This is a genomic window from Paenibacillus sp. FSL H3-0286 (assembly GCF_045040705.1).
Classification (GTDB): domain Bacteria; phylum Bacillota; class Bacilli; order Paenibacillales; family Paenibacillaceae; genus Paenibacillus_AQ; species Paenibacillus_AQ odorifer.
Window position 1 is genome coordinate 6,804,092 of sequence record NZ_CP150285.1, and the last position, 20,931, is coordinate 6,825,022.

General features: G+C 45.8%; 20 protein-coding genes. 10 read left to right on the plus strand and 10 right to left on the minus strand.

All coding sequences use genetic code 11. The annotated features are described in order from the left end of the window. Positions 1–50: 50 nt before the first annotated feature. Entirely contained in the window at positions 51–1,472 is a 1,422-nt protein-coding gene (locus tag MHB37_RS30315; protein ID WP_036682109.1) for an ABC transporter substrate-binding protein, read from the minus strand. 335 nt (positions 1,473–1,807) lie between these two features. Continuing rightward, complete coding sequence (locus MHB37_RS30320; protein ID WP_036682112.1) at positions 1,808–2,812, minus strand: LacI family DNA-binding transcriptional regulator; 1,005 nt, start codon at positions 2,810–2,812, stop codon at positions 1,808–1,810. A gap of 258 nt (positions 2,813–3,070) precedes the next feature. Between MHB37_RS30320 and MHB37_RS30325 the strand changes: the two genes are divergently transcribed. The 4 genes from MHB37_RS30325 to pepT all read left to right on the plus strand — a co-directional run bounded on the left by MHB37_RS30325 (position 3,071) and on the right by pepT (position 7,590). Next, the gene (locus MHB37_RS30325; RefSeq protein ID WP_081383185.1) at positions 3,071–4,084 is read left to right on the plus strand and encodes an LLM class flavin-dependent oxidoreductase; all 1,014 of its coding nucleotides are present in this window, start codon (positions 3,071–3,073) and stop codon (positions 4,082–4,084) included. A 477-nt stretch (positions 4,085–4,561) separates the two neighbouring features. Beyond that, complete coding sequence (locus tag MHB37_RS30330) at positions 4,562–5,572, plus strand: hypothetical protein (protein WP_339188875.1); 1,011 nt, start codon at positions 4,562–4,564, stop codon at positions 5,570–5,572. 36 nt (positions 5,573–5,608) lie between these two features. Next, the gene (locus MHB37_RS30335) at positions 5,609–6,262 is read left to right on the plus strand and encodes a sortase (RefSeq protein WP_339188877.1); all 654 of its coding nucleotides are present in this window, start codon (positions 5,609–5,611) and stop codon (positions 6,260–6,262) included. 95 nt (positions 6,263–6,357) lie between these two features. Further along, on the plus strand, positions 6,358–7,590 hold the full coding sequence (gene pepT, locus MHB37_RS30340; RefSeq protein ID WP_076181937.1) for a peptidase T: 1,233 nt from the start codon (positions 6,358–6,360) through the stop codon (positions 7,588–7,590). Positions 7,591–7,685: 95 nt separating this feature from the next. Here pepT and MHB37_RS30345 read toward each other — a convergent pair whose 3' ends face one another. From MHB37_RS30345 to hxlA, 3 genes are all read right to left on the minus strand, one after another. Next, complete coding sequence (locus MHB37_RS30345) at positions 7,686–8,063, minus strand: helix-turn-helix domain-containing protein (protein ID WP_036682121.1); 378 nt, start codon at positions 8,061–8,063, stop codon at positions 7,686–7,688. 84 nt (positions 8,064–8,147) lie between these two features. Then, entirely contained in the window at positions 8,148–8,705 is a 558-nt protein-coding gene (gene hxlB / locus MHB37_RS30350) for a 6-phospho-3-hexuloisomerase (RefSeq protein WP_036682124.1), read from the minus strand. Between the two features lie 7 nt (positions 8,706–8,712). After that, on the minus strand, positions 8,713–9,345 hold the full coding sequence (gene hxlA, locus MHB37_RS30355) for a 3-hexulose-6-phosphate synthase (RefSeq protein ID WP_036682127.1): 633 nt from the start codon (positions 9,343–9,345) through the stop codon (positions 8,713–8,715). 263 nt (positions 9,346–9,608) lie between these two features. On the opposite strand from hxlA, the gene MHB37_RS30360 reads away from it, so the two are divergent. From MHB37_RS30360 to MHB37_RS30380, 5 genes are all read left to right on the plus strand, one after another. Further along, a complete protein-coding gene (locus MHB37_RS30360) occupies positions 9,609–11,000 on the plus strand; it encodes an MATE family efflux transporter (protein WP_076124068.1) in 1,392 nt (463 codons plus the stop codon). A gap of 152 nt (positions 11,001–11,152) precedes the next feature. Next, a complete protein-coding gene (locus tag MHB37_RS30365; protein WP_076191676.1) occupies positions 11,153–12,826 on the plus strand; it encodes a GAF domain-containing sensor histidine kinase in 1,674 nt (557 codons plus the stop codon). A gap of 16 nt (positions 12,827–12,842) precedes the next feature. Further along, positions 12,843–13,535, plus strand: coding sequence for a response regulator transcription factor (locus tag MHB37_RS30370; RefSeq protein WP_076191673.1), 693 nt, complete (start codon positions 12,843–12,845; stop codon positions 13,533–13,535). Positions 13,536–13,688: 153 nt separating this feature from the next. Next, the gene (locus MHB37_RS30375) at positions 13,689–14,252 is read left to right on the plus strand and encodes an NADPH-dependent FMN reductase (RefSeq protein ID WP_076191671.1); all 564 of its coding nucleotides are present in this window, start codon (positions 13,689–13,691) and stop codon (positions 14,250–14,252) included. After that, entirely contained in the window at positions 14,249–14,710 is a 462-nt protein-coding gene (locus MHB37_RS30380) for a VOC family protein (protein WP_076191669.1), read from the plus strand. Before MHB37_RS30375 ends, MHB37_RS30380 begins: the two co-directional genes overlap by 4 nt. Positions 14,711–14,779: 69 nt before the next feature. Here MHB37_RS30380 and MHB37_RS30385 read toward each other — a convergent pair whose 3' ends face one another. The 3 genes from MHB37_RS30385 to MHB37_RS30395 all read right to left on the minus strand — a co-directional run bounded on the left by MHB37_RS30385 (position 14,780) and on the right by MHB37_RS30395 (position 15,867). Beyond that, on the minus strand, positions 14,780–15,010 hold the full coding sequence (locus tag MHB37_RS30385) for a cold-shock protein (protein WP_036682139.1): 231 nt from the start codon (positions 15,008–15,010) through the stop codon (positions 14,780–14,782). A gap of 118 nt (positions 15,011–15,128) precedes the next feature. Continuing rightward, positions 15,129–15,329, minus strand: a complete 201-nt coding sequence (locus MHB37_RS30390; protein ID WP_019914790.1) for a cold-shock protein — start codon at positions 15,327–15,329, stop codon at positions 15,129–15,131. Positions 15,330–15,588: 259 nt separating this feature from the next. Next, positions 15,589–15,867, minus strand: coding sequence for a hypothetical protein (locus tag MHB37_RS30395; RefSeq protein WP_038573758.1), 279 nt, complete (start codon positions 15,865–15,867; stop codon positions 15,589–15,591). Positions 15,868–16,105: 238 nt separating this feature from the next. Here MHB37_RS30395 and gdhA point away from each other — a divergent pair, with 238 nt between their 5' ends. Further along, positions 16,106–17,491 (plus strand): NADP-specific glutamate dehydrogenase, encoded by a 1,386-nt coding sequence (gene gdhA / locus MHB37_RS30400; protein WP_036682144.1) that lies wholly within the window; start codon positions 16,106–16,108, stop codon positions 17,489–17,491. Between the two features lie 93 nt (positions 17,492–17,584). Here the strand turns inward: gdhA and MHB37_RS30405 are convergent, their stop codons facing one another. Continuing rightward, positions 17,585–18,298 (minus strand): HAD family hydrolase, encoded by a 714-nt coding sequence (locus MHB37_RS30405; protein WP_076191666.1) that lies wholly within the window; start codon positions 18,296–18,298, stop codon positions 17,585–17,587. A 34-nt stretch (positions 18,299–18,332) separates the two neighbouring features. Next, positions 18,333–20,918 (minus strand): DUF2339 domain-containing protein, encoded by a 2,586-nt coding sequence (locus tag MHB37_RS30410; protein WP_405168805.1) that lies wholly within the window; start codon positions 20,916–20,918, stop codon positions 18,333–18,335. Between the last annotated feature and the right edge of the window lie 13 nt (positions 20,919–20,931).

A 20,931-nucleotide genomic window follows, 5' to 3' on the forward strand; every position in this document is an offset into this window, starting at 1 on the left:
ATCCTCTTTTCTCACTGCCCCTCTTTTTACTGTGCGCTTTAAATATTAGGTTAGTTGTTCCAGCCGGACTGGATTTGTTCCAAGGCTTGATCCAGTGTCGCTGTACCGCTCACATAGTCGGTCATCCCTTTCCAGAAGGTGCCTGCACCCACTTTACCTGGCATCAAATCAGAGCCATCAAAACGCAGTGTGGAAGCATCTTGAACCAACTTCGCCATCCGGCGATCGGATTCAGAGGTATACCAATCAAGGGAAGCATCATTCATAGGAGCAATTACGCCGCCAGATTGTACCCAGCTCTTAATCGACTCTCCAGTGGTGAAGAATTCCATGACTGCACGAACCTCTGGACGATCGTTGAACATAGCGTAAATATCACCTGCAACCAGCACTGGTTTACCATATTGTGCATCAATTGGCGGCAAGTAGAACCAATCATAATCCTGATCAACCTTTGCCGTTTCAGGGAAGAAGCTTGTAATAAAGTTACCGAGCATATTAAACCAGGCTTTAGGCGGATCAGTGAACATTGGCGCTGGGGCATCCCCGAAGGATGTTGTCACGATAGACTTAGCACCACCGTAAACATAATCCTTGTTAAGCCAAATTTTAGACATGATTTCAACAGCATTTTTTACTTCTGGTGAAGTAAATGGCAGTTCACCTTTTACCCACTTATCGTAGTTCTCAGGCGTAGTCGTACGAAGCATTATATTTTCGACCCAGTCTGTTGCTGGCCAACCCGTTGCAGCACCGCTCTCAATGCCAATAGCCCAGGCAGGATCGCCATCCTTGGCAATTTGTTCAGTGAGTGCCATCAGCTCATCCCAAGTTTCAGGAACCTTGTAACCTGCATCATCAAATTGTTTCTTTGGATACCATACCAAGCTCTTTACATTACTGCGGTTCCAAATCCCCGCCATGATCTTCCCGTCTTTTCCGTCCATCGTAGACATATCGAGCCAGCTCTTGTTGTAATTAGCCGTCAATTTGTCTTGATCCAGCACACTGGTCAAATCGATAACCTTGCCCGTCTTAGCAATCGATGCCAGCAATCCCGGCTGCGGGAAGTCAGCGATATCAGGAGCATTTCCGCCGTCCACCCGAATATTTATTGTTGCTTCGAACTCCTTGGAGCCCTCGTATTGAATATCGATCCCTGTCTTCTCTTCAAATTCTTTAATGCTGCTCTCAAATTTCACTTGGTCAGCATCTACGAAGGGTCCAAACATGGTTACTTTAGTCCCTTTATATTCACCTTTCATCGCTAAATCTAACGGGGAACCCGAAGGTTCAGCACTAGGTGTATTTGTCGCTTTCTCGGTGTTATCTGCTGTTGGGCTGACTGTTGCCGCCGGTGGATCTGTAGGCGCCGCATTATTGTTGCCTCCGCCGCATGCGCTCAGCGTCATTGTGAAGGATAAACACAGTACTAAAGCCAACGACTTTTTACGTCCTGAGATCTTCTTCATCTTTTGTACATCCCCTTTAATGGTTATAGAGATAACATCTTATTCAATCATCCGGGCACCCTGGCATGTATTAGCAGCTTGTAGCAGATCACCTCCTTGCAAAGCTTTTCAGAAGACAGGTAAATATCCTAAAATCAAACTCCATCACAAATGTAATTTAATAATAGCGCTTACATTTTTTATATTATCATAATTAGTAACCGTTTCCAATCGGAAAATGAGATGTTTTTCATAAGAATTCATACTATTTTCTATCCTAACATTTAAATTTTAATTAAGACCGATACATGGCTCTGAAAAGCTTTTCAGAAGAAGGTCACAAAAATAAAGAGCCTTTATTTTTCCCGCGTGGATTCCCGCACAATCAGCTTATGCTCCATCTTTTCATTCAATACCTGGACACCACCTGTTGTGAGCAATTCATGCAGCATCTCCGCCGCACGATACCCTAACTCATAAATCGGCTGCGCAATCGTGGTCAGCTTTGGAATGAACATACTCGACATCCGCAAATTATCAAATCCAATCACAGATACCTGACCCGGAACTAGAATATTACGATCCTTCAGATAAGAAATCGTCCCCATTGCAAATTCGTCAGCAACACAGAAAACGGCGGTCAGCTCGGGATAATCAGTAAACAACTCATGCGCAGCTTGATAAGCGTGTTCGAACCTGTGATTGGCATATTTGCTCTTCACAATATTCTGCTGTAGTCCAAACTCTGTTAATGCCCTTACAAAACCTTCATAACGAGGCGGGCCAGATACGGAGTTATCATGGTTAAAACCAATCATGCCAATGTCCTTATGCCCTAAATCAATCAGAAACTTTACCGCATCGTAAGCCGCCTGTTCATCATCCACCTCCACAGATGGAATGTCGTACTCATCAGAATGCGAGGATACCAACACAAAAGGAATTCTACAACCGACTAATTTGTCATGTGTCTCAGGATAAAGGACATCACTGGCGAACACGATCCCATCCACCTGCTTCTCATGAAAGTTATCGATGTAAGACAGCATCCGTTCTTTGTCGCGGTCCGTATTGCAGATCATTAAACTGTATCCGAGCTTGATGCATGCATCCTGCATTCCCCGAATAACCCCTGCGAAATACAGGTTCTCAATATCCGGAATCAGCAGGCCCAGTGTAAAAGACTTCTTGTAGATCAGGCCGCGTGCAAACGCATTTGGTTGATATTGCAAACGTTCTACAGCCTCCATCACTCGATTCCGTTTGCTCTCTACGACCGTATTCGGTGCATTCATAACCCGCGATACGGTGCTGATCGACACCTCCGCCATTCTGGCAACATCTCTTATGGTTGGCTTCATAACGATAACTTCCTTTTTTTCAGGTAACTTTTCGATGTGATTATAGCAAGCCCGTTAAGAAATAACAACAGATATTTTAAAGCGCTTACATTTTCTTTTAAAGACATACTTATTCCTTATCTAATCATTACAAAGTGCGTATAACTTACTTAAAGTGTGTATATAGTTTTATTACATGGTATACTAGGCGAGTAGCAATATTCGCAGCTACAAATACTGCTCTAGACTATCTGAGCGTTTATTATAGGAGGGATTACATTGAAGCAACAGCGCGATATTCGATTCTCCGTACTGGACTTAGCCTCTATTGTGGAGGGTGGCACAGCGGCAGACTCTTTTCATAACTCTTTAGCTTTAGCTCAACATGCTGAGGCATGGGGCTATCACCGGTATTGGTTTGCTGAGCATCACAACATGATTGGTGTTGCCAGTTCTGCTACCTCACTCTTAATTGGCCACATTGCTGGCGGCACAAAAAGCATACGCGTAGGCTCTGGAGGCATCATGTTGTCCAACCACGCACCACTTGTCATTGCGGAACAATTCGGGACCCTCGAATCCCTATATCCAGGACGGATTGATTTAGGACTGGGCAGAGCCCCAGGATCCGATCAACCGGCTTCCCGTGCGCTACGCCGTGGTCTCGGAAGCGACGGCAGTGACTTCCCCGAGCAGTTAAGTGAGCTCAGAGCCTACTTCGATCCTGCAGGTGCAGGATCACGACCGGCTGGGGTTCGTGCTGTTCCTGGTGAAGGCTTGAATATCCCCATCTGGCTGCTGGGCTCCAGCGGTTTTAGTGCTCAGCTGGCAGGGAAGCTAGGTTTACCTTTTGCTTTCGCCAGCCATTTCGCACCAGAATATTTACTACAAGCTTTACACATCTATCATAGTAATTTCCGTCCTTCAGCAGCACTCGACAAGCCTTATGTGATGGTCGGAGTTGGTATTACAGCAGCCGATACCGTGAATGAGGCAAGACGACTGGCTACCTCGCAGCAGCAGCAATTCCTTAATATCATCCGCGGACGTACGGGGAAGTTACAACCACCGGTTGATAGTATGGAGGGGCTATGGACGATGCAAGAAAAAGCAGCCATGCTTGAGAAACAGCGTTACTCTTTCGCTGGTGATAAAGCAGCAATTAAAGAACGGCTTCAAGAAATCCTGCAAGAGACACAGGCCGATGAATTGATTGTTTCTGGTGGAATTTATGATCCTAACGCTCGTCTACGCTCTTATGAGATTGTAGCCGACGCTATGAAGGAAATCTAATTTATCATCATAATTAAGGCAAGACGATAGGTCTGGTATCGGGGTTTGAGCCCTATTCCAGATGTATGTCTTGCCTTTTTATTTTGCATTCATAATCGTTCTCAATAAAACACAATAAAAACAATGAATTACATAAAAATAAAGAGTTAAATAGAGAGAACTGGTGTAAAACCATTAATATAATTGATATTTGATCAAATATGATGGATTTCCTTCTAATATCCCATTTTTGTTTAGATATTATTTTGATTATACTTTAGTTATTCGCTATAACGAACGAATTGGCGGTATATCTCTACCCTCTCCTTCCACTTTCACGGAGATTCCTATATACGCACAAGAAAGTGGTTCTGTGAGATACTACTTATTTCGACAATGTTTGATGGAAAATCCGATTAGAAGAGAAGAATTTGCCGGAAGCCCGCAAATGATGTCTACAAAATTTAATATGGGGTTCAGGAGAAAGGAGCGAGTAAAGTGAAGAAGAAATATCGCTCGGCTTTCATAGCTGCTTATATCCTGACTATTCTAGCAGGAGTCATCTGGCATGCTGGCGGAGTTAGTGCGCAAGATACCATTAAGCTTACGGTGAATTCGCATACGACAAGCACAGCCACCATGAACAATATGCAGCCTGGTGATGAAACGAACTCAGAATACACAATTATTAACGCAGGTAGTGAGGGCTTTAATTACTATGTGGACTTCAAATTCATCTCTGGAGACGCAGAATTATACGATATTCTCCAAATGACACTCGAAAAAGAGGGAGTAATCATCTATTCAGGGGTGATGAGTGAGGCTGCCGGAAGAGTTGCCATCGGTTCACTTGCCGGGGGAGAACAAAGTGTAATCCAAATGGATGTAATTTTCCCGTGGGAAGCAGGGAACGAATATCAAGGGAAAACAGCCACTGTAGCCTTTGAGTTCTCCGCTTCTGGAGGACCGGAGCCTTCCGCTGAACCTAGTCCTTCACCGACAGCGACGGCCACAGCTCAGCCTACACCTGAGCCATCACCTACAGCGACTGCTACACCTACTTTAGTGCCAACTACGACACCTACTGCCACGGCTACAACTACACCTGAAGCTTCGCCGACCGCAACAGCTTCACCAACCACGACGGCTACTTCGCCAACGGCAACAGCAGCTGCCACACCAGGGCAATCAACGACGCCAACACCATCGCCAATACCTACAGCTTCACCAGTAGTAGATGAAATTAGTGTTACTGAAGCGCCGATCCCACTGGGTGGAGGCGATAATGAGCCGACAGTATCACCAAGTGCTGGCAGCCAAACTACCAGTGCAACACCGCAGCCAAGCAATGAGATCTCCCTGCCTGATGATGAGCTTCCACTGGGAGCACCAGAGGTTGGCAACAAGCTTCCAAATACCGCTGAGCCTTGGTATAACTTGATTCTTGCCAGCTTAGCCATTGCGGTACTCAGCGTGATTATCATGCGCAGATTGAAATCGAAGAAATAACCACATTTTGCAGCATAAGTCTGGAGGTGAGAGAGTATGAAGAAGCGTAATGGTGCCTTGCTAGCCGTGAAGCTAATCTTCATACTCTCTTTAGTTGTGTTGATTTACTCGGTTGTACAAGTGGTCAAAGCACCGCTCGAAGCTAAACAGGCTTTAAATGATTGGGCAAAAAAGAGGGAGGAAGCTGTCGCCCGCCCCCTTTCTGCCGAAGAAATCCCTCTTCCCATGGGAATGATCAGTTCAGCCAAGGAACAGCCGCACCCCGCTCATTCCTATTCAGAAGGTGAAATCATAGGAGAGATTCGTTTCCCCAAATTAAACAAAAAGATCGCAGTGCTAGAAGGCACGGAAAGCCCAGAGCTAAAAAAGGGAGCCGGACATTATAAAGGCAGCGCAGCTATCGGTGCCACCGGCAACAGTGTGCTCGCAGGCCACCGCGATACAGTGTTCCGTAATCTGGGAGAACTCGTCGCTGGAGATCTTATCGAGCTGGAAAGTACCGATGGGACTTTTACCTATGAAGTAACAGGCAGCACAATTGTTGACGGGGACGAACGTGGTGCTATAAAGCCAAGTGATAAGGCCATCCTTACATTGATTACCTGTTATCCCTTTTCATATGTGGGATCTGCACCGGACCGTTATTTACTTTCAGCGAAGTTAGTGAAACAAGATATATTGCCGCATTAAACTTAAATATTACCTCAATCTTCTTCCTCAGGGATGAGACCTTATATGGAAAGTGATACTATATATATACAATAGTAAAGAGGAGATGACCCAAGGTGAAGAAAGAGGTTGTAGAACGGTTTATTTCGTATGCACAAATGGATACCCAATCGAATGAAGATAATGAGACTTGCCCATCCACTCCGGGACAGATGGTTCTGGCCCACAAGCTGGTTGAAGAGCTTAAGGAAATCGGCATGGAGGAAGTCCAGGTGGACGAGCATGGCTATGTTATGGCGACACTCCCTGCGAATACGGACAAGGATGTTCCGACCATTGGTTTTTTAGCCCATTTGGATACGGCGACTGATTTTACCGGAACGAATGTGAAGCCACAGATTATCGAGAACTATGATGGTCAAGATATTCTTTTGAATAAAGAGCTGAATGTTGTATTGTCCACAGCGAGCTTTCCGGAGCTGGCGGAATACAAAGGCCACACCTTAATTACAACCGATGGCACGACCCTGCTTGGCGCAGATAATAAAGCCGGTATTGCTGAGATTATGACCGCCATGCATTACCTCATTCAACATCCAGAAATCAAACACGGCAAGATTAGAGTTGCCTTCACACCAGACGAAGAAATCGGCCGCGGGCCTCATAAATTTGACGTAGCCGCTTTTAATGCTTCCTATGCTTACACTGTAGACGGAGGTCCACTCGGAGAATTAGAGTATGAAAGCTTTAATGCCGCGTCTGCCAAAATCTCAGTCTACGGCGTTAATGTTCACCCTGGGACTGCAAAAGGAAAGATGATTCATTCCGCCAAAATCGCCATGGCACTTCATCTCAGACTCCCTGCTGAGGAAGCGCCCGAATATACAGACGGTTATGAAGGCTTTTATCACCTAAGCTCTATAGAAGGCACACCTGAATTCAGCAAGCTGCAATATATCATCCGCGACTTCGACCGTGAGAAATTCGAGGCACGTAAAGCATATCTCTCAGCTGTCGTAGAAGAATTCAAAAGCATCCATGGTGAAGAGAACATCGTGCTTGAAATGAAGGACCAATATTACAATATGCGTGAAAAAATCGAGCCAGTGCGTCATATCGTCGATATTGCCCATGAGGCGATGGAGAACCTTAACATCACACCGATCATCCGCCCGATTCGCGGAGGTACAGATGGCTCGCAGCTTTCCTACATGGGCTTGCCGACACCTAATATTTTCACCGGAGGCGAGAATTTCCATGGCAAATTCGAATATGCGTCTGCGGACAATATGGTAAAAGCGGTAAATGTTATCGTGGAGATTGCTAAGCTATTCGAACAGAAAGCCTAAAGCATTATCCGCATCACTCCTTTAAAACACCAAAAAATCCCTGTAGAGGCCGATCCAGACCTCTCAGGGATCATTAATGTTCATAGGCTATTCGATTAGCATCTTTCTTCCGGCGGCGTGTCCTTCCAGATCACGTTTTCTCCGTAATTTTTACCCCAATCATACATCAATCGAAGGACGGGAAGCAGACTTTGGCCATATGAAGTCAGGGAATACTCTACTTTTGGCGGAACCTCAGCGTACACTTTTCTTAGAACCAGCTGGTCCTCTTCGAGCTCGCGAAGCTGATTGGTCAACATTTTTTGCGTGATATGAGGAATTAGCTTCTTCAGCTCGCTGAACCGCTTTGTCCCTTCAAGCCCTAGATGCCAGAGGATAATCAGCTTCCATTTCCCTCCGATCACCGCAAGCGTCAATTCCTTCTCACAGTTAATTTCCTTCAAGTTTATGCGATCTTTAATCTCGGTTGCCATACCTAAAGCGCCTCCTCTCTCCTGTTATCATACTAACACAAAAACGAATAACCTCCTCATTGGAAGGTATTCGTTTCTGTACGTTCACTCTAAATTAGCATGCTTGCCGAACATTTGCTGATTCGTCTGCCCCGTCTTCTCCATCATTCGCAGAATAATAGCATCATAAAAGACCAACATCGTCTGTTCGAATAAAGAAGCCATCGGCTGGATCGTGCTGTAGCTTCCACTGGCCGGATCTTTTGGAGATCCCGGCAGCTTCACTGTGTAGCCCGCTAAACGTCCAACCGTCGAATCCGGCGCAATGGTAACGGCAACAACTTCTGCGCCTACCCCTTTGGCTTTCTCAGCCATAGAGATCAACCCTTTTGTCTCACCGGAACCGGAACCGAGGACTAACACATCCCCCTGTTCAATCCCCGGAGTCACCGTTTCGCCTACAACGTAAGCCTCTTTACCAACATGCATTAACCGCATAGCAAAGGCCCGTCCCATCAATCCAGATCTGCCCGCTCCAGCCACGAAGATCTTGTTGGACTGAAGCAGCAGCTCAGCCATTCGCTCAGTCTCTTCTTCATCAAGCTGAGATATGGAGCGCTGGAGCTCCTCTATAATTTGCTGCGCATATTTCATTGTATCCATTGTAATCTTAAGCCTGACTAACTAGACGTTTCATTTCTGCTGCGGCAGCCTTTTGATCCGCTTCACCTGTGATGCCTCCGCCAACGATGACAAGATCAGGGTTCGCGGCGATCACTTCTGGAAGTGTGCTTAGCTTGATCCCTCCAGCGATAGCTGTTTTGGCCTGCTTAACCACACTCTTAATCGCATTTAAATCTGCAAAAGAATTTTTACCTTCCGCTTGATGGTCATATCCAGAGTGTACACAGATATAGTCTACGCCAAGTGCGTCTACTTCAGCCGCTCTTGTTTGGATATCCTTCACATTAATCAGATCAACTAGAATCTCTTTATTGGTTTTCTTCGCTTCCTCCACTGCACCTCTAATGGTAGAATCATCAGAAACACCAAGTACAGTAACGATATCCGCGCCCGCTTCCACAGCCTTCATCACTTCATATCCACCTGCGTCCATGATTTTCAAATCCGCCAACACAGTCAAAGCTGGAAAAGCCTCTTTGATTGCCTTCACTGCATGTAACCCTTCATTTATAACGATAGGTGTTCCAATTTCAACGATATCTATAAATTCGGCAACTTTTGAGACAACCTCTTTCGCTCCCGCAATGTCCACTAAATCCAACGCTAATTGTAATTTCATATTTATTTGCACTCCTTATTAATATATTTTAGTAAGTCATGTACAAATTGTAGTTCCTTACATCCCTTTAGGGAAGTAGGCACTTTATTGTGATGTAGTTACCTGGAGGATACTAATGTGCGGTTAAAGGGCTCTTTTCGACTTAAATTAAAAACGTTTTGTCATTTTTCTGTAAAAATACTGCATTTCCATGAAAGCTGTGCTAATATTACAGTTTGTTTATGAAATTTTAGGAAGTACATCATAATATAAGAAGGTGCACAATGAAGCAAAATAATCACCAGGAATTCAACCTGGTCAAACTGACCTGGCCGATTTTCCTCGAGCTATTCCTCTTTATGCTCATGGGCAGTGTGGATACTTTTATGATCAGTTCAGTGTCGGACGATGCCGTGTCTGGTGTCGGCGCAGCGAATCAGATCATTGCGATAGCAATTTTAGTCCTCAGTGTAATTGGTAACGGCGCAGCTATTGTGGTCTCCCAATATCTCGGTTCCAAAAAACCTCTGGAAGCCGCTCAAGTGACCGGCAATGCCATTACCCTAAACCTGTTAGTCGGCATTCTCCTAAGTACGTTTTTGCTGATATTCGGAGGGTCGCTACTGACTGCGCTGAATGTAAAAGGGGATATCCTCATTTACGCCAAAGCCTATATGAATATTGTTGGGGGCGGTATTTTTCTGCAAGCATTAATTAATGCTCTGGCGACTACTATCCGTACTCACGGTTTCACCAAACAGACGATGGTCGTATCCTTGCTGATGAATATCATTCACGTGGTGGGCAACTACCTGCTCATTTATGGTCATTTCGGACTTCCGGCGTTAGGTGTGGAGGGTGCGGCTATCTCAACAGTGATGAGTCGCTTTATCTGCCTGATCCTATTCTTCCTGCTGCTCTACAGAGTGATGGAGGTACGGGTGAAAGTAACCTATTACATTCATCTTTCTAAAAAATACGTGCTGCAAATTCTCAAAATCGGCATCCCGTCCGCTTTTGAATCCATCACTTATCAGTCGTGCCAGCTTGTATTCACACTGTATATTACTTATTTAGGCGCTGAAGCTATGGCTACCCGCCAGTACGCGCTTAATATTTCCAATTATATTTATTTATTCAGTGTAGCTGTCTCTATGGGAACTTCCATCGTTGTAGGACATCTCGTGGGAGCTAGACGACCTGATGAAGCCTATAAGCGTGTATTCACCAGTGTAAAGTGGGCGTTGCTGGTTACCGTAATAATAGATGCTGTGGTGATTTTCTTCCGGGTACCGCTATTCGGGCTTTTCACAGACAATGAGAACATCATTAGGATGGGGGCGCAGGTCATATTGCTTAGCTTCTTCCTGGAAACCGGGCGCACAACCAATCTGGTTATCATTAACTCTTTACGCGCCTCGGGCGATGCCAAATTCCCTGTATATATGGGACTGATCTCCATGGTCTGCATGAGCTTACCTCTTGGTTATTTCCTGGTGTTCCAACTTGATCTCGGGTTAGCCGGCGTGTGGATTGCTACTGCGGTCGATGAGTGGGTAAGAGCCGTCATTATGTATTTCCGCTGGAAGAGCCGAGCTTGGGAGAAACATGGACTTATCGAACACGAAGCTCCAGAACACTGTACACCTTCCGCTACTCCTGCAGCTGTAAATTAATATGTATATACAGAGGGTTCTTTAAGGTCATATCAGATCTTAAGGAACCTTCTATTTATTTACGCCAACATTACATAAAATTTGAGAATGAAGGAACCATTCTACGTTACAATAGATAGAACATAATTCACAAAGCTAAAGGAGAGAACTTCATGCCGGAGGAAACCGGAATCCATGAGTTACTGACGCTCAAAACGATTGCGGAGACTTTAAACAGTTCCAATGAGCTCAGACCCATGCTCGACACAGTCATGGGCAAGCTGCTTGAGTTAACCGGAAACACTGCAGGCTGGATCTTCCTGAGCGAAGAATACATGGAATATGAGTGTGCCGCTGATCGAGGCCTGCCACCTGCACTACAGCGCGACAATAAACAACCAATGCAGTGCGGAAGCTGCTGGTGCCTAAGCCGCCTATGGGACGGTCGGCTCGAGCATGCCGTTAACATTCTAAGCTGCAAGCGGCTGAGTAACGCCAGGCAGTATAACTGGGGCGACACGCTGGGCATCACCCACCACGCCACCGTCCCGCTGCATTCAGGTGAGCGTTACTTGGGACTTATGAATGTGGCCGCACCAGGCAAAGCACATTACGCCGACAGCGAGCTGGCTTTGCTGCAATCCGTGGCTTTGCAAATTGGCAGTGCTATAGAACGGATGCAGTTATATAGCACCGAGCAGCGCCGCGCGAATCTGTACGCCAAATTAGGCGAATTCAGCGCAGCTTTAAATCTAACCGCCAACCAATGTATCTCGCCCAGTATTCTGATCGAGAAAAGCGCCGCCCTGATTGGCGACTATTTCGATTGGCCCTTTGCAGCGATTATCGGGCAATATGAAGGGCAATTCGAAGTCCATGCTGCCTATGCGGCTAATATAACGCCTGAAATAGCTCCCTTCGAGCTCTCGGATTCTTTTAAAATACGTCTAGGAGATATCGCGAAAGGACAACGCTTTGCGACATTAACCCCTGATGAAGAGCAGGAAATTACGAAGTCCTGCTGTTCTGAACACCCTGTCGCGGAGCATGTTGTGATGCTCGCTGTGCCCTTTCGGCAGATTGCCGCACAAGGTGCAGGAATTCTACTGATCACCTCACCCAAAGCACTAGCCTCCGCAACTGCGGATGGAGAGGTACTTGAGGCTGTCGCTGAGCATATTTCCGCTACATTGGAAAGTGCTCAGCTTGGAGAGAAACGCCGCGAAATTGCGCGTCTTGACGAGCGGAATCGTCTGGCCCGTGACCTGCACGACTCCGTGAACCAGATCCTCTTCTCCCTCTCAATGACCGCCAAAGGCGTGGAAAGTATGCTGAAGCAGGGGCATATCTCCCATCCTGCTACTGAGGCTGTCCGCGATATTCAAGCTTTATCCCAGTCTGCACTCAAAGAAATGCGTGCATTAATTATGCAGCTTCGGCCTGCCGGACTGGAAGCCGGTTTATTGACTGCGCTGCAGGCTCATGGCCAGCAGCTAGGGCTGCTGATACAGACGCAACGGAGTGGTGTTCACGAACTTCCCCGCAACGTGGAGGAAGGGCTGTGGCGCATTGGCCAAGAAGCGCTCAATAATGTACGAAAGCATTCCGGAACCTCTAAAGCGGAGGTATCTCTGCATCTGAATGCAGCCGAGGTGGTACTGAGCGTTGCCGACCAAGGTAAAGGCGGGGCCAAACGGCGTTCTAACACAGACACTAATGAATCTCTTGGACTGCATATTATGAAGGAAAGAGCAGAAGCTCTCACCGGTCGTATTCATATCCACAGTGTGGAAAATCAAGGCACAACGGTTGAGGCAACCATACCTCTGCCCATCCAATCTACATGAAGTCGGGTGATCATAAATGACGATAAACTTATTATTAGTAGACGACCATGCAATGGTACGCCGTGGGCTGCAAGTATTTCTCTCCACACAACCCGATATCAAGGTTATTGGAGAGGCCTCCAACGGCCGCGAGGCACTGGAAAGAACAGCTGAATTGAACCCGGATGTCATATTAATGGATTTGCATATGCCCATTATGGACGGCATTGAGACCGCTCAAGCGCTGAGGATCTCCTACCCGCAGGTCAAGGTCATTGTATTGACCTCCTTTTCGGATCAGGATCATGTACTCCCGGCTATCCGCGTAGGAATCAAAGGCTATTTGCTTAAAGATATAGAACCAGAAGCGCTGGTAGTTGCGATCCGCAAGGTACATAACGGTCAAGTGGAGCTACATTCCGAGGCTGCCAGCCAACTGATGAATCTAATGGCGACTTCTACACTAGAGCAATTGGAACTTAATACTTCCGATCCGAACGGCCCAAACACAACACCTGCTGCGATCAACGGATTAGAGCTTCTTACCCCACGCGAGCAAGAAGTATTAGACCTGATTGCGCTCGGTATGAGTAACAAAGAGATTGCCAGCAAGCTGGTCATCACCGAAAAAACCGTTAAGACCCATGTCAGCCACGTTCTCGGAAAGCTAAACTTAGCGGATCGGACTCAGGCTGCCATTTTCGCATTGAAAGGCGGCTATAACGCCTAGAATCAAAACTCCTCTACAACTTTAGTCTTAGACGCTCAGCACAATGGCTGAGCGTTTTTATTATGTATGTTCATTCCATGTGCTGATGTTAACAGAGGCCGATTCAACTATCATTGGTTTATAGCAACTGACCTCACATAGGAGTGGATACAGATGAAAGTGATGATCCTGACAGGCAGTAATCGAAAAGAAGCAACCAGCACGAAGCTGGCAGAACATGCCGCCCATTTCATTAGTCAGCAAGGAGAAAAGGTTAACGTGTTTGATCTCTACAAACGCCCAATTCCCTTTTATTCACCAGACGAGGCTTACACAGAGCATGAACATTTAAACGAGCTTAAACAAGAGATGTTAGCAGCGGATGCAGTAATCTTGGTTACTCCGGAATATCACGGCTCGGTAAGTGGCGTATTAAAAAATGCGATTGATCATCTAGGCCAGGCGCATTTCAACGGTAAAGTTGTGTTATCCGCCAGTTCAGCCGGGGGAGCGGTAGGGATAAGCTCATTACTTCAATTGCAAGCCATCGTACGCAACCTGCACGGTATCAATACACCAGACTGGATCTCCATCGGTGGACTGCAACGCAAGCGGTTCGAGGTCGGGTACGACGGATACGAGGGTGGGCAAGAAATCGAAGATCGCATCCACCTAGTATTAGAAGCATTCCTGAACTTAGCCCGCAAAATCGGCAGACCGGCAGGTGCTATCCAATGATCAAAGGACTATATGAAGCACATTTACCAGTAAGCAATCTTGAAGTATCCATCGAATTTTATGAGAAATTAGGTCTGAAAATGGCTTGGCGGGATGAAGAAACTGTATTCTTCTGGATCGAGGAAGGTCGGAGCTGGATTGGTCTTTGGGAAGGCCAGGAGGTTCAAACCCCATACCATCCGTCCTTGCGGCATATTGCCTTCCGTATCACTTACGAGGACTTGAAGCACTCACTGCAATGGCTGGAATCGATTGGGGTAGAGGCTGTTCCGTTCCGCAACCGGACTTCTGTTGAGCCTTTTATCCGGGCTTATCAAGGAAATGCTTCTGTCTACTTCAACGACCCTGACGGCAACAGCTTGGAATTTATGTGCCACGTAGAGGTTCCTGAACATCTGAAGCCTATTTCAGAGAACATAACCTTAACGGAATGGGAGAAATTACTGCACAGTAAATAAAATACTCAAACAAAAAAACAGCTGCTCCCGTCCAAGGGTCCAGCTGTTTGAGTATATTAGCTTCTTCGATTACTTAATCGAAATGCCCTTCTTCATGGCCTTCATGTCTGCATTCGTATTCACAAGCGTTGGCAGTATCTTCATACTTCTAGTCATGGGAGAGTTGCATTGCCAGCAGGTAGGTACATATTGAAAGGCGAAATTATCGCGCATCCAACCTGTGCAACCTTCCTTGGTACAGGACCAAATAGCTGTGTCTTCTTGCGGAAGTTCCTCCAGTGCTTTTTTACGAAAATACATAAGTACCCCTCCTTGGATCGAATCGAGACGATATCGCTACCCTATTAGGGGCAGATTCATACTATGAAAATAAAAAAAGCTGCCCTCAACTTGTGTTAAGGGCAGCCTGATTTTTAAACTACAGTTTTACAACGTTTTCGGCTTGTGGTCCACGAGCGCCTTGAGTTACGTTGAACTCAACGCGTTGGCCTTCGTCCAAAGATTTAAATCCGTCGCCTGTGATTGCGGAGAAGTGTACGAATACGTCGCTTCCACCTTCAACCTCGATAAAACCGAATCCTTTGTCTGCGTTAAACCATTTCACTGTACCTGTTTGCATGATATTACCTCCAATATTTTATTTAACACATGTCCTTTTATTCCTACGTAGTGTACGAACAAATAAAAATTCACACATTGGAAAAGGACTCATACGCACAAATGATAACCTTTTACAATATGTGAATTAAGGGTTAAATTTATGATTGATTTCATTGTACCACACTAAATCACTAAAAGCAATGCGTAAGCCTATTTAATTTTCACTCCGGCTCTTATTGCCTATAAACAGCAGCAGCCGAGCCGGACGAACACCCATGTTAGTCGATATAACCTGCCAATCCTTTATCCATCAAGTAATCCATTTCTGCATCAAGAATGGTCTCTACTGTGATTTCATCCAGCTTCACATCACGTTGGGCAGTGACATAGTCGACCAGATCATCGCTGTCGATGTCTACCTCACCCTTGGCGTTCGCCTTGGCCTTATTGATAAAGGTCTGTTCATGCTTCAATACTAAGCGGATGATTTGCGGATCCACTTTGGTTTTGGCAGATAATACATTTACTAGCTCCTGCTCATTTACTTTGTCACTCATTTTTTAAATTTCATCTCCTTACAATTATTACACAATCATTGTAGCATATTTCGCGCTTTAACGCGTCATTACGCGAAGTATACCGCGGTTTATTCACACTTTTCTTATCATCCCAGCGTCTATAACGTTCCACTTGAAGTAAGTTATTTAATAAAAACAGTTGTGAGGAACATTGACTTGTGCCAAAATATAAAAAAAGTGTTGGACCAAATGAATACTAGAAAAGGCGGTTGAATTCATGAGCTCTGTATCTACCCAGCAATTAGACACAAACAGCAACAAGGCACATCGTTATATCGAAGACGTATACGCACAGGTTGTTGCGCGTAATCCTTTTGAGCCCGAATTTCATCAGGCCGTAAAGGAAATCCTTGAATCTTTGCTTCCAATCCTCGCTGCTGAACCTAAGTATCAGGAAAATGCCATTCTGGAAAGATTGGTTGAGCCAGAACGTTTGATTATGTTCCGTGTTCCTTGGACAGACGATCAAGGTAAGGTCAGAGTTAACCGTGGATATCGTGTACAGTTCAGCAGTGCAATTGGACCTTACAAAGGTGGACTTCGTTTTCACCCATCCGTTAATGCTAGTATTATCAAATTCCTTGGTTTCGAGCAAATCTTCAAAAATGCTCTTACCGGCCAACACATCGGCGGAGGTAAAGGCGGATCCGACTTTGATCCTAAAGGTAAATCCGAAGGCGAAATCATGCGTTTTGCACAAAGCTTCATGACTGAATTGCAAAATTACATCGGTCCTGACCAAGACGTTCCTGCAGGAGATATCGGTGTAGGTGGTCGTGAGATCGGCTACATGTACGGACAATACAAGCGGATCCGCGGAGGATATCCGGCTGGCGTATTGACTGGTAAAGGTATTGGTTACGGCGGAAGTCAGGCTCGGACAGAGGCTACTGGTTACGGTACAGTTTATTTCGTAAACGAGATGCTGAAAGCAAAAGGCCTTTCTTTTGAAGGAAGCCGCGTTGTTGTTTCCGGTTCTGGTAACGTAGCGATCTATGCGATCGAAAAAGCTGTACAGCTAGGCGCTAAAGTCGTAGCTTGTAGTGATTCCGCCGGATATATCTATGACGAAAATGGGATTAACCTCGAAACTGTCCGCCGCCTGAAAGAAGTCGAAAGAAAACGGATTAGTGAATATGTGAATGAACATCCTAACGCTGTGTATACTGAAGATTCCACGCAAATTTGGACCATTCCTTGTGATATCGCCCTTCCGAGTGCTACTCAGAATGAGATTGATGAAGCCATGGCATTGAAACTGATTGAGAATGGTGTAAAAGCAGTAGGCGAAGGTGCCAATATGCCGTCCACCCTTGAAGCTATTCATCAATTCCAACAAGCTGGCGTACTATTCGCACCTGCTAAAGCTGCTAATGCTGGCGGCGTAGCTGTCTCTGCACTTGAAATGGCACAAAACAGCATGCGGTTGTCCTGGAGCTTTGAAGAAGTAGATACGAAGCTGCATGAAATCATGGTTTCCATCTACGAACAATCTGTAAATGCATCCGAGCAATATGGACAGTCCGGCAACCTTGTTGCAGGAGCGAACATCGCTGGATTCAAAAAAGTGGCCGACGCTATGCTGGCTGAAGGTGTAATCTAAATAAATCACCGGCGCTCTAGTCACGAACGCCCGACATACAAAAGTCCCCGTAACCGGTCAGCAAGAATCCGGTTACGGGGACTTTTTGTGTGTCTAAGCGTTCCATCCGGGGATCTTCCGCAAATCCCCGTCCCAAATCGATTGAGTACTCTCCACAGTCGTATCGTGGGGTGAAGAAGCCGTACGAATGTAACAGGAATCTATTCCTATCGTTAGCGCCCCTGCAATATCGGTACGGGGATCATTCCCGATCATGATGGCCGAACGCAAATTCGCTCCATAATGTTCAACTAAATAACGATAAAATAGCGGATCCGGCTTACTCACTCCTGCTTCGGAGGAAATGGCAATGCCATCGAATAAAGGAAGAATACCCAGCATCATTAATTCTGCTTCTATAAAGGTTTTCTGGCCATTGGAGAGCAAAAACACCTTTTTGCCACGTTCTCTTAATGTTTGCAGAATTTCAACCACACCCTCATAAAGTGAGATATGGATCATCGATAATGTCCGCAGCCATCTAACCGTTTCATGTAACCACGCTTGATCCGGTTCCCCACCCAATTGACGGGCCACAGAACGAAACACATCCTCCATTACGAAATCTGGATACTGACAATTCCGTGCGGCTTCGGCGAGCTGTAAATCCCTCTCCCGCAGAAATTGTGCCTGTAGCTCACTTCCTGTTATGGACATCCCCTGATATCCGAAATGGAGCGATAATCGATCCCATACCTCCTGCTTCTCCTCATCTGTCTGAATATCGATTAATGTGCCATACAGGTCGAAAATATAAGTCTCGTACATCCACCGTCTTCCTTCCTATTATTCTCTCTGTGTTTTATCCCTTAGTACCATTGCCATTGCCATTGCCATTGTCGGTGGTTGTCTGGCCCTCCTCCATCCGGTTTGACACCTTTTGATAGAGATAGGAGATGCCGAGCAAACAGATACCAAAGCTGGCATAGGCTATGATTTTGCTGCCAGTATTCAGCAGACCCAAATCATAGAGCAGCAGCTTGCCCGTGGCCAGCAGCGTTAATCCAAGGCCGAAGCGCCGGATGTACACATACCTTTTGCGGAAGCCATACATGATAAATAGAACGGCTAACAGTAGATAAATGAGACTAAAAATTAACCCTGCATCACTCAATTGCAATTGCACTCCTAGGAAAGCGGTGATAATGCCAAGTAAATAAATCGCCATGAAAACAGGATAGATCTCCATACTCTTAAACTGACGATTCAGCGCTGCAATCAGCAGATCACGTCCGCTAAACCAAACAAAGATATTAAAGATAATCAGTACGGCCAGTGCGATATAATCAGCTGCTGTATTTTGCGCGAAATTATTTTGCAGACTTGGCAGTCCTACTGTAATCACTATACAAATGACGTAGCCAATCCCAAACAGAAGTCTCACAAAATATTTAACAATCGTGTCATACAGCACCTTCACCTTTGGCAGCACGTAAGCCAGAACCAAGGTCCATACAGCGGACAGCAGCAAATTATAGAAGGTTCTATGCGCAAAATCCTCCGGTACAACCAGATGATACAATCTTCCCGATTCATACAAGCCGTAAATCCAGAAATTTAATAACGCCGCATATTTAAACCACAACGCTAAGGTGATTTCATAAGGTTCGCTGCGCTGAAGAGCATCCTTACGGTTATGCTGAACAGCATACAACACCGCGACAATCAGCATGCCTGCTGTGATAAAGACATATTTTAGCGGGAAGTAGACATCTCTAAAATTCGTCCATTGATAGTCTGCGACCCACTGCGTCGGTACATTTAGACAGAAGAATACTACAAGGCAGAGCATCATAATGCCCCAGCCCGCCCTTTCCATCCCCTTAAAGCGGTTCAGATTGCCATACAGCGTAAGAACGACGCCCTCAATCAGCCAACCGATGGACCACCAAGCCGCTCCAAATTGAAAAGGAATCATCAATATGCCGAAGGTCAGTGAAGTGGCGTAGAACAGCAGCATGCTTTCTTTTTCCTGTGGCATCAGCTTCTCAAGCCCTCGACCCAGACCGAGATACAGCAGGCAGAAAAGCAACGCCAGTGCACCATTGTAATCCTTCAGTCCTGCATCCATAAATAAAATATACAAGGTGAGACAGCTAATAAACGTATTACATCCTAAGAGAGAGAAATCCCACCAGGACAGCTTGGAACGATATTTGAAGGGGTACCACAGGGTAATTCCCAGATACATCGCAAAAGTCAAAACAGCATAACACATATTAATTCCGTTGCTATCCGACAAAGCTATTAATATGAGCATGGAGGGTGTATTAAATAAGTAGCTGATATAATTGACAACGTTCCAGCGTTTGCGGAAAGAAATCAATAAGATGAATAAATTCAATAGAAACAAGTAACCCATAGCCACATAAACCGCGTTGCCCGAAAGGCCAAACGCCCCCAGATAAGAGTATAAGGGCAGATATCCTCCGATTAAGCCAAGCGCACAAATACTCCGTGATTCATACCTTAAAGACAGGAGTACCGCAGTTAAAGTAACGAGTACAGACAAGGATAAACCTACATATATACTAATAATATCAAGCAGAAAATAGCTATAAAAAATAGAGCCATACAGCACCGAAATCCCGCCGCCAAGCAGCCCTAAAGCGAAGGTGCCTTTTCCTTTGCGGTATAGCCACTCCCCGCCTCCCAGCATCAATAACCCCAGTAGAAAAAAAGCGCTTCCCTTCATATAACCTGTGAACCAGTTGGAATAGGTATACCGGAAGCCTGCCCCCACCGCCAAAATCAACAGCAGAATGCCCAGCTTGTTAATCCAGCTTAGTCCAATCTTCATTTCGATCTGATTTTGTTTTCTTCGGCGCTTAAGCACCTCTTCACTGATCTCTTCCGAAGCAAAATCATGTAATCCATTATCCATGCCCGAGTTGAGGCGAAGCTCCGCTTCCCTCAGTCTCTGCCGCTGTGCCAGCACACGCTCATTTAATTCTTCCGCCAACGCCCCGAGTCGACTGGATATCTCTGCTTGTTCCTCACCCAGCTGCCTGGAGGCTGTGTGGTACAGCTGCTGAATATGGCGTTTCGTCTCCACTTCAAAAGCCGTCAGCCGATCCGTATGAGCGTGGCTTCTAGAGGCAAAATAAGTTTGCAGCTTCTGCCTCGACACTTTAAGAATGCCCAGCTTTTCATCTAAAATTTGTTCCGTTAGCGCAACTCTTAGCTCAGTATTCTCTTCTTGAAGCTTACCTACCTGAGTCTTTAGCTCGACCAAAGCGAGCTTATGCTTCTCATATTGCTTCTTCAAGTATTCATTCTCGTTGACCAGATCGTGACTTTCATATTCCGCGATCAGAGCCTCATATTCCTTAATCAGCCCGTCCTGCTGTACCTTCATGAATCTCAGTCGATCTTTGAATGACTCCATAGCGCCTCCTTAT

Coding starts and splice junctions, on each gene's coding strand:
- MHB37_RS30315 (WP_036682109.1), bottom strand. CDS start 1,472: ATGAAGAAGATCTCAGGACGTAAAAAGTCGTTGGCTTTAGTACTGTGT.
- MHB37_RS30320 (WP_036682112.1), bottom strand. CDS start 2,812: ATGAAGCCAACCATAAGAGATGTTGCCAGAATGGCGGAGGTGTCGATC.
- MHB37_RS30335 (WP_339188877.1), top strand. CDS start 5,609: ATGAAGAAGCGTAATGGTGCCTTGCTAGCCGTGAAGCTAATCTTCATA.
- MHB37_RS30345 (WP_036682121.1), bottom strand. CDS start 8,063: ATGGCAACCGAGATTAAAGATCGCATAAACTTGAAGGAAATTAACTGT.
- hxlB (WP_036682124.1), bottom strand. CDS start 8,705: ATGGATACAATGAAATATGCGCAGCAAATTATAGAGGAGCTCCAGCGC.
- hxlA (WP_036682127.1), bottom strand. CDS start 9,345: ATGAAATTACAATTAGCGTTGGATTTAGTGGACATTGCGGGAGCGAAA.
- MHB37_RS30360 (WP_076124068.1), top strand. CDS start 9,609: ATGAAGCAAAATAATCACCAGGAATTCAACCTGGTCAAACTGACCTGG.
- MHB37_RS30365 (WP_076191676.1), top strand. CDS start 11,153: ATGCCGGAGGAAACCGGAATCCATGAGTTACTGACGCTCAAAACGATT.
- MHB37_RS30370 (WP_076191673.1), top strand. CDS start 12,843: ATGACGATAAACTTATTATTAGTAGACGACCATGCAATGGTACGCCGT.
- MHB37_RS30375 (WP_076191671.1), top strand. CDS start 13,689: ATGAAAGTGATGATCCTGACAGGCAGTAATCGAAAAGAAGCAACCAGC.
- MHB37_RS30380 (WP_076191669.1), top strand. CDS start 14,249: ATGATCAAAGGACTATATGAAGCACATTTACCAGTAAGCAATCTTGAA.
- MHB37_RS30385 (WP_036682139.1), bottom strand. CDS start 15,010: ATGTATTTTCGTAAAAAAGCACTGGAGGAACTTCCGCAAGAAGACACA.
- MHB37_RS30390 (WP_019914790.1), bottom strand. CDS start 15,329: ATGCAAACAGGTACAGTGAAATGGTTTAACGCAGACAAAGGATTCGGT.
- MHB37_RS30395 (WP_038573758.1), bottom strand. CDS start 15,867: ATGAGTGACAAAGTAAATGAGCAGGAGCTAGTAAATGTATTATCTGCC.
- gdhA (WP_036682144.1), top strand. CDS start 16,106: ATGAGCTCTGTATCTACCCAGCAATTAGACACAAACAGCAACAAGGCA.
- MHB37_RS30405 (WP_076191666.1), bottom strand. CDS start 18,298: ATGTACGAGACTTATATTTTCGACCTGTATGGCACATTAATCGATATT.
- MHB37_RS30410 (WP_405168805.1), bottom strand. CDS start 20,918: ATGGAGTCATTCAAAGATCGACTGAGATTCATGAAGGTACAGCAGGAC.